General features: G+C 47.8%; 11 protein-coding genes. 7 read left to right on the top strand and 4 right to left on the bottom strand.

Translation table 11 applies throughout. The features are described 5' to 3' along the window. Positions 1 to 15: 15 nt before the first annotated feature. Positions 16 to 1,344 carry a S41 family peptidase gene (locus ABWH99_RS18795; protein ID WP_375583351.1) on the bottom strand — a complete coding sequence of 443 codons (1,329 nt, stop codon included), beginning with the start codon at positions 1,342 to 1,344 and terminating at the stop codon, positions 16 to 18. Between the two features lie 192 nt (positions 1,345 to 1,536). Here ABWH99_RS18795 and ABWH99_RS18790 point away from each other — a divergent pair, with 192 nt between their 5' ends. Next, positions 1,537 to 2,193, top strand: coding sequence for a TetR/AcrR family transcriptional regulator (locus tag ABWH99_RS18790; protein WP_375583350.1), 657 nt, complete (start codon positions 1,537 to 1,539; stop codon positions 2,191 to 2,193). Positions 2,194 to 2,195: 2 nt separating this feature from the next. Beyond that, positions 2,196 to 3,515 carry an ABC1 kinase family protein gene (locus ABWH99_RS18785; protein ID WP_375583349.1) on the top strand — a complete coding sequence of 440 codons (1,320 nt, stop codon included), beginning with the start codon at positions 2,196 to 2,198 and terminating at the stop codon, positions 3,513 to 3,515. A gap of 24 nt (positions 3,516 to 3,539) precedes the next feature. Here ABWH99_RS18785 and ABWH99_RS18780 read toward each other — a convergent pair whose 3' ends face one another. Further along, positions 3,540 to 4,604: a serine hydrolase domain-containing protein gene (locus ABWH99_RS18780; protein ID WP_375583348.1), complete on the bottom strand. Its 1,065-nt coding sequence runs from the start codon at positions 4,602 to 4,604 to the stop codon at positions 3,540 to 3,542. 460 nt (positions 4,605 to 5,064) lie between these two features. Here ABWH99_RS18780 and ABWH99_RS18775 point away from each other — a divergent pair, with 460 nt between their 5' ends. The 3 genes from ABWH99_RS18775 (at position 5,065) to ABWH99_RS18765 (ending at position 8,258) form a co-directional block, all read left to right on the top strand. Then, positions 5,065 to 6,621 carry a M81 family metallopeptidase gene (locus ABWH99_RS18775; RefSeq protein WP_375586598.1) on the top strand — a complete coding sequence of 519 codons (1,557 nt, stop codon included), beginning with the start codon at positions 5,065 to 5,067 and terminating at the stop codon, positions 6,619 to 6,621. A 354-nt stretch (positions 6,622 to 6,975) separates the two neighbouring features. Next, positions 6,976 to 7,572, top strand: a complete 597-nt coding sequence (locus tag ABWH99_RS18770) for a hypothetical protein (protein ID WP_375583347.1) — start codon at positions 6,976 to 6,978, stop codon at positions 7,570 to 7,572. Beyond that, positions 7,572 to 8,258 carry a DUF2490 domain-containing protein gene (locus ABWH99_RS18765; protein WP_375583346.1) on the top strand — a complete coding sequence of 229 codons (687 nt, stop codon included), beginning with the start codon at positions 7,572 to 7,574 and terminating at the stop codon, positions 8,256 to 8,258. The genes ABWH99_RS18770 and ABWH99_RS18765 overlap by 1 nt, the downstream gene beginning before the upstream one ends. A 36-nt stretch (positions 8,259 to 8,294) precedes the next feature. Here ABWH99_RS18765 and ABWH99_RS18760 read toward each other — a convergent pair whose 3' ends face one another. Next, a complete protein-coding gene (locus ABWH99_RS18760; protein ID WP_375583345.1) occupies positions 8,295 to 8,756 on the bottom strand; it encodes a hypothetical protein in 462 nt (153 codons plus the stop codon). Between the two features lie 195 nt (positions 8,757 to 8,951). On the opposite strand from ABWH99_RS18760, the gene ABWH99_RS18755 reads away from it, so the two are divergent. Then, on the top strand, positions 8,952 to 9,149 hold the full coding sequence (locus tag ABWH99_RS18755; protein WP_375583344.1) for a hypothetical protein: 198 nt from the start codon (positions 8,952 to 8,954) through the stop codon (positions 9,147 to 9,149). Between the two features lie 143 nt (positions 9,150 to 9,292). On the opposite strand, the gene ABWH99_RS18750 is transcribed toward ABWH99_RS18755, so the two are convergent. Continuing rightward, a complete protein-coding gene (locus tag ABWH99_RS18750; protein ID WP_375583343.1) occupies positions 9,293 to 10,693 on the bottom strand; it encodes a transglutaminase family protein in 1,401 nt (466 codons plus the stop codon). Positions 10,694 to 10,958: 265 nt separating this feature from the next. Here ABWH99_RS18750 and ABWH99_RS18745 point away from each other — a divergent pair, with 265 nt between their 5' ends. Next, positions 10,959 to 12,602: a sodium/sugar symporter gene (locus ABWH99_RS18745; RefSeq protein ID WP_375583342.1), complete on the top strand. Its 1,644-nt coding sequence runs from the start codon at positions 10,959 to 10,961 to the stop codon at positions 12,600 to 12,602. The last annotated feature ends 20 nt before the right edge of the window (positions 12,603 to 12,622 follow it).

Genomic DNA, 12,622 nt, shown 5'->3' with positions numbered 1-12,622 from the left:
CACCATATAAACAACTTAATAGACAGGAAATTCTTTTTGAAGGCCGGTAAAGTTATCGATCATTTGCCAGGTGTTGCGCTGGAATTGCTTTCGGGAGGTCGGTGAACGATCGCCGTATTGGATAAAGGTAAGCGCGCTCGCCAGATTATTTTCTTTCGGATCGCCCCAATTAAATGCAGGGTTGTCTGAGGAGGGAATGGTTACCGGAAAGCCTTGGTAATAGGCGGCATTTCCTGCGGCATTCGCAATGGCGAACGTGATGGGTACCAGTTCGACCTGGTTCTGCGAAAGTACTTCGTTAAACTGCGAAAGGGGAAAAGATCCCACCGGCTTACCATAGGTGCTTTCTCCGACCAGAACAACCTCCATGTAGGGGTCCAGACAGTTGATGAGTAATTCACTTGCAGATGCAGAACCCCTGGAAGTAATGACTATCAATCGATCCAATTCCAAATTTCCAGTCTTACTGAACTGAAAGACTTCGTTAAAGTTCGCTTTGTCTTCGTTCAGGGCATTGGTATACATCAGTTTTCCATCTTCAGAGGCCGGAATCAGGGCATTTAATATCTGTTCGGCTACATCCACAGATCCTCCACCGTTATACCGCAAATCCAGAATCAGTTCATCTATCCCTCCATCATCGAAATAGGCCAATGTTTCTTCTACTTCCAGGCTGCGATTGGGGCTAACATCCGGACTTACCTTGAAACTATTGTACACCCAATATCCTACTTTGCTGGCGCCTATTTCCTTGATTTCGCGGTGAAGGACGGAATTCGCCTGATATTCGGCTTTGACGTTTGTGCGCGTGGTGGTGCTGCCGTCTGGCAATTTGAATGTAAATGTGTTGCTTACCCCGGGCACGTTTTCTCCCAAATTAAAGTTGTACCCGTTCGCTGAACGGTAGGACGCTATCGGTCTTCCGTTGATCTCAATAATTTCCCAACCTCGTTCCCAGCCGTCCAATCCGGCCGGTGCGTTTTCGTAAACAAACGAAACATACAATTTACCATCGTCTCCGAGACCGAAACCAAACCCATGACCTGCGTTCTGACCGGTAAAGGCCTTATTGAACGCCTCCTGTGTAGTAAGGTACGACCATCGATCCAATTGTAGGTACATCAAGTCGTAGAGCAAGTCATCATTGCTTCGGTAGCTGCCCGGGTCTATCCCTGCAGGCAAACGGTCGTTCCAGTAGTACCATTCTTTCATGCTATCAAAAATCGCCTCTTTAACCAGCGATTCGTTGGTGGGCATTTCGTCAAATTCCCTGTTACAGGAAAAGGAGACCAATGAGAGCCCAAAAAGTAACCCAAGAAAATTTTTCTTCACAAACAACGCCATAACCTAAATATCATTTTCTTTTTCATCACTAACGAAAAAAAATCCAAATTGGATGCATTTGGATAAACAAATCTGTATGTCCTATCCGTTCCAGCCTGCCGTTAGTCGGTACGATAAAATTATTTACTCATTTTAACAAACCTCTTCCACCCCGAACGTGTTATTTCCACGGAGTACATAAAAGATGAGGAAATGACTGAAAAAACGAAAAACCAAAAATCGGATAAAAATAAGATAATAGACGCGTATATCCATCACGTTTTGGAGACCGGCAAAGAACCCGCTTCGGTATTTAAGTTTACCAAGGAGTTAAAAATGCAGGAAGCGGCGTTTTACGACCATTTCACTAATTTCGATTCCATCAAAAAAGCGGTTTGGTCGCGTATACACGAAGCGACTCTGACAAACCTGGAAAGTCAGGATGTGTACAAATCATACAGTGCCCGAGAAAAGCTGCTCGGGTTCTATTTCACCTGGGTGGAGGAATTGAAAAGCAGGAGATCCTACCTATTGGCGGTCTATGGAGATAGCTCATTCAAGGATAAAAACTTTCCGACCGAGCTAAAGGGATTTAAAAGTAATTTTAAGGATTTTGTTAACGAATTAATCTTGGAAGGTAAGGAAACAGAGGAAATCGCGGAGCGACCGTATGTTTCGGATCGGTACGACGAAGCCCTCTGGTTACAAGTGCTCTTTTTGTTTCGATTCTGGTTGAAAGATGATTCCCCCGCATTTGAAAAGACCGATGCGGCCATTGAAAAATCAGTGAATCTGGCATTTGATCTGATGGGAAAATCCGCTGTGGATAGTTTCGTGGACTTTGCTAAATTTTTATTCCAATCCAGGTAATCATGACTCAGAAGCTGAAAGAACAACAAAGTATTCCCGTTTCAAAAGTTCAACGGGCGGCAAAATTTATTAGTACCGGTGCGCGGGTAGGAGGAAACTACATGAAGCATTATGCAAAAAAAGTAGTAAATCCTTCCATGAACAAAGACGATTTACACCGGGACAATGCTTCCGACATCTATGCTTCATTGAGTGAGCTAAAGGGTAGCGCATTGAAAGTAGCTCAGATGATGGCCATGGATAAAAACATGCTACCTCGGGCGTATCAGGACAAGTTCACCATGGCTCAATACAGTGCTCCTCCTTTGTCCTATCCCTTGGTGGTGAAAACCTTCGTCCAATACTTTCAAACCGGGCCGGAAAGACTTTTCGATACGTTCACACCGGCTGCTGTCAATGCAGCGTCTATTGGACAGGTGCATCAGGCCACAAAAGGAGGGAAAACGTATGCAGTCAAAATCCAGTATCCGGGTGTAGCATCCAGCGTCCGGTCGGACCTTAAGCTGGTAAAACCCTTCGCCCTCCGGCTTCTAAACATGAATGAGCGGGAGTTGGACCACTACATGGAAGAGGTAGAGGAAAAGCTTCTTGAAGAAACCGATTACGAATTGGAAGTCAGGCGAAGCAAGGAGATTTCCAATGCCTGCAGTCATATAGCGGACCTAAACTTTCCGAAGTACTACGAGGAGTTGAGTAGTCCGCGTATCATCACCATGGATTGGATGGAGGGATTGCACCTGAAAGAGTGGTTGGCTACACAGCCCGATCAGAAAGCGAAAAATAAGGTAGGACAGGCCTTGTGGGATTTTTACCACCATCAGGTACACCTGCTAAAACAGGTGCACGCCGATCCACATCCGGGAAATTTCATTATTCAGGAAGGAAACCAATTGGCTGTGATTGATTTTGGATGTGTCAAAGTGATACCGGAAGATTTCTATCGTGGCTACTTTTCGTTGATAAAAAAGGACTTGCTCATACGGGAAGACGAGTTAAATCAGATTTTTTACAACCTGGAGTTTATTAGCGATAAGGATACGGTGGAAGAAAAAAGCTATTTCAAGGCTATCTTCAAGGAAATGATCTCACTCCTCGGTAAGCCCTTTCATGTGGACAGGTTCGATTTCGCGGATGATGCTTATTTTCAACAGATCTTCGCCTTGGGCGATCGGATATCGAATGACAAAATGTTTCGAAAATCCAAACAGGCGCGGGGGTCCCGACATGGTTTGTACATTAATCGAACGTATTTTGGGTTGTACAACCTGCTTAATCAGCTTCAAGCCTCCATCGATACCACCAAGCCAGATTGGCTGAAGTGATCAAGGGAAGGCTTTTGGGCGGAATCAACCGGTTTGGAGAAGAAAACGCACTAGTTTGTAAGGGAGTAAGGGCCGGTCGCATTGGTTGACCGTACCCGTAAAAAATATGTTGCGTTCGGGCAGATACAGGGAAAAAGCGCCCGTAAATCCGATTTGACCAATTATTTCCGGTGATCTCCCCCAAGGGAAGACATACCACGGCTTTCGGTATCGCCGGACACCCAATCCTTGAGAAAAGGAGAGCGATTCCTGCGACCAGTCAAACATGACTTCCAGTTCGGTCATCGGAAAGAACCTCCCATGTATGTAAGATTTGAGAAAGACCATGCAGTCCTGCGCTGTACTGACCATTCCGCCTGTGGGACCGAAACAAGCCATGGCTCGTGGGATGTGTACCGCCTTGCCTCCCTTGTAAAATGGAGCGGGAGTTCTGTCGTAGGGATCGTTGTAAACGTAGGTTTCGCTCATCGACAAGGGGTCCGTCTGAAACTTTATCAAGGCATCTTCCAGGGATAGACCGGTTACCTTTTCAATCACTTCTCCCAAAAGATGAAAATCGGTGTCGGATTCGTGTGGCTTTCCGGAAGTACGCGGCTTGAAAACCGCAGGGGAATTCCGGACCTCCTGCAACAATTCAGAAAATGTCCATTCCCGATCATCACCTGATAGTAACGCCTCTTTAAGGCTCCTGTCTGCTCCAAACGGAAGCTGTAGGTAATCCGGTAATCCAGATTGGTGCCGGAGTAACTGGTCAAGTGTGATCGTCTGGGTGAAATCGGTATTGCGTATCCGGCATAGGCCGGAATATTCCTTTCCGGGTAAATACCGGCGAAAAGGTTCGCTCAGGTCCACCTTTCCCCTGATTTTTAATTTGATCATCAATGCGGCTAGGTGTAGTTTGGCCACACCGCTGATAAAATAGGGTTGTCGCCACGGGAGATTTCCGGAGGCTCCGGTCCAGGCGATTGGTTCTTTACTTTCCTGATAGACGGAGAGCACGACTCCCGGTAGATTTTCCTGTTTGCAAAACCGATCCAGTTGATGTTGCCAATGCCTGGAAGCACTGGGAATAGGCTCATTGAAGATCATGGCTTACACCTTAGGTTACTAGAGAAAAGTAATTTGTAGTTATGAGGTTTAATTTACCCAGAAAATGGCAAAAAAAGCCAGTTACTTTGATTAGATTGCAAAAATAATTTACCGATAACCGCTTTTTAGGTTTGCTATTGTTGAAATCCTGCATTACTAAATCTCGTCGCCCATGGTTTTTATTTCCGTCCTCTATACCCTCCTGCTTATTGCATTTTTTGTGTTGGTTTTCAGGTGGGCCAAAAGGCACAACGATCTCAAGGAAGAACAGAATTTTTTATTGCGGGAAATACTCGAAAAACTATCGAATCAAAAAAACCATCCGGATTAGTCGATCCAGCGGATGTGTCAGCCTCGTGCGCGGAATGACTGAACGTAGGATCAGCCCGCGTAATAAGTTTCCATATATCTAATGCATAGAATAATGACCACAAAGAACCACTACTATTTCGTACTTTCTATGGCCCTGCTTGCTTTCTTGCTGGAGGCATGTGGAAGCAAGGGCCTCCAGCAGGAACAATCTGCAGATTTGCCACGAATTGCCATCGCTGGCCTGGCGATCGAGTCCAGCACCTTTTCTCCGGCGGTGACCGAAGAAGATGCATTTCGCGCCCGCAGAGGCGATGAGGTGTTTGGGTATTACCCCTTCATGCACGAGGATTCGCTGAATCGTTCCCGGGCTGTTTGGTTTCCGACGCTACGGGGACATGCCATTCCGGGAGGTATCGTGACGCGAGCAGCGTACGAATCCTTGGTAGGCGAAACGCTCGATCGGCTCCGGGAAAATCTCCCGTACGATGGACTTTTTTTTGACATTCACGGAGCCATGAGCGTGGTGGGGCTGGATGATCCGGAAGGAGATTTTATCAAACGAATTCGCGAGGTAGTAGGCAAGGAAACCCTTATTTCCACATCCATGGATTTGCACGGCAATGTGTCCTGGCGCTTGGCCGCGCACTCTGATCTGATTACCTGCTACCGCATGGCTCCTCATGAAGACGCGCTGGAATCCAAAAAAAGGGCCGTGGATAACTTGCTGGAAAGGTTAGAATCAGGGCTGGGGAAACCTACCTATAAAGCATGGATCCCCGTTCCTATCCTGTTGCCTGGGGAAAAGACCAGTACTCGGGTAGATCCGGGAAAGGCATTGTATGCCGAGGTGTACCCCGCCGCAGAGCAGGAAGGCGTAACCGATGCGGCGATTTGGGTGGGCTATGCCTGGGCCGATGAACCCAGAAATCACGCGGTGGTCATGGTTACCGGAGATGATCGGTCGACCGTTACCGAAACGGCGGAAAGGCTGGCCGAGAGTTTTTGGGACAAAAGGTTTGCATTCGAATTTATAGCGCCTACGGCAAGCCTTCGCGAGAGCCTGGACATGGCCATAGCCAGCAACAAAAAACCCTTTATGATCAGCGACATGGGTGATAATCCCACAGCAGGAGGGGCAGGCGATGTGACCTGGACCCTGCGGGAAATTCTGGCCCGCCCGGAATTTCAGGCAAAAGATGGGCCTTCGTTGATTTATGCATCCATTCCGGGCCCGGAACTCGTGGAAGCCGCTCTGGAAGTGGGTGTGGGTGGGCAGGTGACTGCAAAGGTCGGAGCGGCAGTAGACGACCGCTTCTCTCCGCCGATCACCTTGAACGGAACGGTTGCCGCCATTGAGCAGGGCGACCAAAATGCAGAAACAGAAGTGGTGGTCACGGTGGGCAGCGTACAGGTAATCGTTACCGCAAAACGCAAACCCTATCACCGGGAAAGTGATTTTACCAACCTGGGGCTCAATCCCCGGGAAACGGATATTGTGGTGGTAAAGATCGGATACCTGGTTCCCGAACTTTACAACATGCGGGCAGATTGGATCATGGCACTTACACCGGGAGGAGTTGATCAGGATTTAGAGCGCCTGGAGTTTAAGCGAATCAACCGGCCCATGTTCCCCTTTGATCCGGAAATGGAAACGCCCGATCTATGCGCCCGTTTGGTACCGCTTTCCCATGAATTTGAGGAATGAAGTCCTGTACAGGCGGAAAAGATCACAGGTTTCAGGAAGCTGGAAAAAATGAGCATCCTAAAGTGGGGATAAGGCTATTGGACCCTGCTTAAAAACGCTCACTGGTTGCTGGAAGATCACCAGAAATTCATTTTCTGGTTGCGGTTTCTCCGCTGCCAATACAGGAAAAAGGGCAAAAAGGGTTTGCCTACCCTTTTTTAGGAAATCCCTTCCTCTTTCTGGATTAACCTTCTAGAGGCAGGTACGTTTACTTTGATGGATTTCATTTCGAGCCGGTCCTCCGGGCAAGTGAACGATTGTTTTCGCCCTCTATGGGGGGGCTGAGGGCCTGTTTTGATACCTAACTCGACGCGAATGCAAGACACAACGACTTGGATCTGTAGCTGGCTGGTAGTAACAGTTTTTGTTGCAATAGTAGTCGCTCCTGTCTGTGGACAGGGGAAAATTGAGCGGGAATTTCGCATCGATCCAGGCGAAGCCCCGGAGACTGCTAAATCTTGGCTGCGCGAGGCGTATGGGGAACCGAGAAAATTAAAATGGTATTTCGAAGAAACTTCAGGGAAAAGCAGCTACGAGGCCAAATATGTGTTTGATGGAGCCGCTCATAGTGTAGAATTTAATCTTTCGGGCGAAATAGAAGACATAGAGATCGAAACCAGCTGGGAAGAATTACCGGAAGTGTGCCGGGAGTCAATCAGCGCATACCTGCATGGGACCTTTAAAAAGTACCGCATTGAAAAAATCCAGATACAGTATACGGGAGCGCCGCGGGACCTGAGCAATTGGGCAAAAAAAAAGAACTCGTGGAAAATTCAGACCCACTACGAAATCGAATATTACGGGGAAACCGATAGCAGTAAACAACTCTGGGAAGGTCTTTTCAGTGAAACGGGAGCCTTAATCAGGCAACGGGAGATACCCATCCCTTCTACCAATCACCTGTTTTTCTGATGCGCCAGATGCTGATGATTTTTTTCGCCCTGGTGTTGGCCCGGGAAGGGATGGCCCAGGAAGGGCTTACCAATTTGGGCTTGTTTCCGGAGCTTCAATTCAGGGTTAAATCCGGTGAAAAACGCCAATTCACGGGGAAAATAGAAAGTCAACACGGCCTGGCTTCAATACCAGAGGGTAGGGACGCTGCCTGGAGGTACAGGCACGTGCTTACCGATTTTCAAGGTTTTGTGGGTACGTCGATCAATCCCTTTATCTCGTTGTCCGCAGGATATCAGTTTCGTTTGGATGGTGGCAATAAGGACAGTCACCGGACGATACAACAGATTTCATTTTTGCAACGCAAGCCTACATTTCGACTGGGGCACCGCATTCGAACCGATCAGACCTTCGCTCCGGAGGAGGCCATAGAATACCGCTTGAGGTACCAGTTTTCAGCCGAAATAGCTCTTGAGGGCCGAACCGTTGATCCGGGGGAACACTACCTGGTATTGGCAGACGAGGTAATCTACAGCTATCAGGGCCAGCAAAGTGGGCTGGAGAATCGTTTCGTAGCAGCCTTAGGGCATCTATCGAAAAGTCGGCAGAAATTTCAGGTAGGCATTGATCATCGAACCGACCGCTTCTTCGATGGGGCAATACGGCAGCGAATCTGGTGTAAATTTGGCTGGTACCTTACGCTGTAACGGTACAGACATTCGCCAAACGGATGTTATCTCTGGCTAAAAGACCTCCAATATGGTGTAGGTATGGCCATTCATTGAAAATGAATCTCCTTTCTTTTTCCCCACCATTTCTTTGTAAATCGGTGCTTTTCTGGAGATACCAAAAAGGTTTTCTCCCTCGACTTCGAAATTCTCAATGCTCACACTAGGAAAAAAAGTCATTTTATCCGTTTTTACGATGGCTCCCAAGGTTACCTCCTCAAATAAATTTGTAGCGGTTTTCATTTGTTTCAGGAAATCCAATTCTTCAATCACAAAATTTAACTCGTCAGCGATCCGGTTGATCACGATGGCACTCTCGTCTTCCTGTCCCTGTTGGTCGTATTCGTACAACTGATCCTGGGTCTGTTGTTCGCCTTCTCTTAGTTCTTGAATGCGGTTTCTGAAATCGGCAACAATAGCTTCCTGGTAACGAATGGCTTGCTCCATTACCTTCTTTTTGTAGGCTAGTTTTTCCATTGTTCGGGTTATGGGTTTGAAACGAATTCTGGCTACCAAGATGAATTCATTCGATAGCTTCTGGTAAAATACGTACAATTTCGCGCCTCTGCAAGTTAGTATTGGCCCAAAAGCCAAGTGATTCCCGCTGAAAATTGAATCTCATGATAAAAGGTGTACCTTTATAGCGTTGTGAAACCATTAACCGTATAGAAGATGAAGTTTGCGTATCGTTTGAAATCTACTGCCCTATTGCTAATGCTTTTGGGTTTTTACTTTTCTGCCACCGTTACTTCTTGTGGAAACAAGAAAAGCGAAAGCACCGAAGAAGCAGCGGAGCATCCTGAAGGAGATGCCGAACACCCAGCAGAAGGTGGGGAGCACCCGGATGGTGGGAGCGAGCATCCGCAATAAGTTCCGGATCGCCTTCCGCGACCATTTCTCCCTTTACCAAAGGGAACGCCTGAGTGACGAAATATCGCAGGATGGTTGTCACCACTAGTGAAATGCTTTCACTAGTGGTGAACGCTGCTTGCTTTGTTTCGTCATTTTTTTGATTAGTGAATGCGTGTAAAAGAGAAGCTAGACTTGGCGGTCGCCGGTTCTCCTCCGATCTCAAGCAATGGATAGGCGAGGAAATTGATAGGACCAGATTCCGGGCCGGGGTTCAGTTCCAGATCCCTTCCCCTGCTGAATTCGATGCGATTGGCAGGGTGTCGGCCGAAGTAGTAGGTGGCCAATGCGGTATATTTATTCCCTTCACTGATATCCAGGGGCCACCACTTGCCTTCTGCATAAAATTCGGCCCAGCAATGGTAGCCATCAATCCCGCCTTCGTTTCGATCCGACGGGATCGCGGCCCCGATTGAAAAGCGGGCCGGAATGCCAACCGATCGGGCGAGGGAAATAAATAGGGAATGAAATTCGGTACAATTGCCGGTTTTGGTGTCGCAGGCATAGACGGCATCCCCCTTACCGTATTCGCCCGATTTTGCGTACCGCATGTTATCGATGATGTAGTCGTAGATTGCGCGGGCTTTCATCAATTGGCTGTCGTTCCTTTTTTCTCCTATCGCTTCCATGGCGATTTCCCGAAACCTTCGATCCACGGGCATGAGCCGATTGGATGCCAGGTACCGGTCGGCTACTTTTTCCCCGTCCTCATAGGGTCCTTTTTCCTTGCGCCATACCCGATAGGTTAATGCAATTTCCTGGCCACTATGTTCCGGTGCCAATTCCATGTACAGGATGGTATTTGCGTTGATTGGGTCTTCTATCAAGCGGTGGGTACCAGGTACCTGCATGGTTTCCAATTCCACGGTTTGAAAGGAATCGCTGACGGCGATGGGGATCCACATCTTAGCTTGCTCTTTAAGCGGTGGCAACGTCGCTTTGTAATGAAAGCGAAATTGATCTTCTCCTTCGATGACACCCATTAATTCGTTGGTTGCTTCTTCAATGGGCAGGCGAAACCATGTTTTGTCCGCTTTTTGCTTCCAGCTGTAGAACGGTTTTCCATTCAGTTTGTGCACCGATGTTTGCGTCACGTCCATGGCACCCGGCTTTCCCTCGAGAAAGAAATCCACATCGTACACGTCCCCGTTGACATCCGCCAAATCCACGCAGGCAAAATGGCTGTTGGGCCCAAGATTCGACAGGTACTCGGTGTGAACCCGAACGAGGCGTAAACGCAAAAGCTTATCCTCGTCTCTAACCAGGAAATAGCCGTCGTTTTCAGCAGTTTTTGCGTCGATATAGGCTTTAATCCCTGCTTCAATATCGTCGATCGCCACTTTCGGAACCGGTTTGCTTGGTGCGACCGAACGGTCGTCAACTCTTTCCCCCGGCTTATTTTGGCAGCCTACCACCAGGGATACTCCCAGCAGAAGCAATAGGGAGGGCAATAGGTACTTACGGTAAGAAACAAACAGGCGAGAGGTAGGTGACTTTGCTGGCATCGTTTACGGAGCTTTGTACATGGTCAATGAAGCAAAGATACGGTTTATACAGCAGGTAGCAAGGTCTGCCTCGTACAAACTGGCGTTTGATCGAAGTTAAACAGGTTCACCAATCCTGGAAGGGCCAGGCGCAGGTTCTTCCACGCCTTCACTTTCTGCATCATTTTAATTTTATAAAAACCTTATTTGACTATATTGCATCTTTAATTTCCCGAATACGACCCAATGAATTGACAAAAGACCGAACCCATTAATCCACTTCTTCATGAATTTCACCGCGTTAGACCTGTTCATCTTCTCGGGTTACTGCCTACTCATTTTATCCATGGGATACCTGGTGTCCCGTGAGAAAAAGGGACACATAAAAAACTCCAACGATTATTTTCTCGCCTCCAAAGCATTGCCCTGGTGGGCGGTAGGCGCATCCTTAATTGCCTCGAATATCTCTGCGGAGCAGTTTATTGGCATGTCCGGATCCGGTTTTGCGCTGGGGCTGGCAATATCGACTTACGAATGGATGGCTGCAGCCACTTTAATTATTGTTGCAATTTTCTTTCTTCCGGTATACCTGAAGGAGGGAATCAGTACCATGCCCCAATTTTTGCTTCGTCGGTACGATTCACGGGTCAGGACCGTGATGGCTGTGTTTTGGCTGTTGGTTTATGTGTTTGTTAATCTTACTTCCGTACTCTATTTGGGAGCTTTGAGTCTGGAAACCATTCTGGGCGTACCCTTGGTCTATGGAATTGCCGGATTGGCGGTTTTTGCCATGCTTTATTCCATCTACGGAGGACTAAAAGCCGTGGCATGGACCGACGTCGTTCAGGTGTTTTTCCTGGTTCTGGGAGGCTTGGCCACAACCTACCTCGCCCTTTCCATTGTCGGTTCGGGAGATGTGTTCGCCGGTTTTGCTTCGCTCCTACGAGAAGCACCGTCTCATTTTCAGATGATCATCCAGGAAGGTGAAATGATGATTCCCGATGGAGCGGGCGGCCAACGCGACGCCTATCTGGACTTGCCCGGGATCAGCGTACTCATAGGAGGTATGTGGGTCATCAATCTCAATTACTGGGGTTTCAACCAATACATTACCCAACGGGCTTTGGCTGCAAAATCACTCAACGAGGCTCAGAAAGGAATGGTATTCGCCGGGTTTTTGAAGTTACTCATGCCGCTGATCGTGGTTATCCCTGGGATCGCTGCTTTTGTTATCGTCAATCAAGGGCTGGATACCAGCTTTATTGCCTCCATGACTGATCCGGAAAGTGGCATCATCAAATCCGACCGGGCATACCCTACCTTACTTCAACTTCTTCCCTCCGGGTTGAAAGGCCTGGCTTTTGCTGCCCTGACTGCAGCCATTGTCTCCTCCTTGGCCTCCATGGCCAATAGTACCTCTACCATCTTTACCTTGGATATTTACAAGAGTTTTATCGACGAAAAAGCCTCTGAAAACAAGCAAGTACGGGTAGGGAGGATAACGGCCATAGTCGCCTTCTTTATTGCGGCGATCGTCGCACCAGCATTGAGCGAATTGGATCAGGCATTCCAATACATTCAGGAATATACAGGGTTTGTTTCCCCGGGCGTTTTCGCGATTTTTATCTTTGGGTTTTTCTGGAAAAAGGCCACCTCCAATGCAGCATTGACAGCGGCCGCACTGACCATCCCCTTGTCAACTGCCTTTAAATTTCTGACACCGGGTATTCCGTTCATTGATCGGATGGGGCTGGTGTTTCTCATTATTTCTGTGTTGATCATTGGCATCAGTTTGTACGAAGGAAAGGGGAAAGATCATCCGAAAGGAATTGAAATCACCAGAGATCTTTTTGTTACCAGCACAAAGTTCAAGATTGGGGCCATTTTGATCTCAGGCATCATCGCGGCACTTTACATTGTATTCTGGTAATTTTTAACCGTTAAAAGGGA

It is taken from the genome of Cyclobacterium xiamenense, from assembly GCF_042140265.1.
Classification (GTDB): domain Bacteria; phylum Bacteroidota; class Bacteroidia; order Cytophagales; family Cyclobacteriaceae; genus Cyclobacterium; species Cyclobacterium xiamenense_A.
This window is presented reverse-complemented; position numbering and strand designations above follow the sequence as displayed.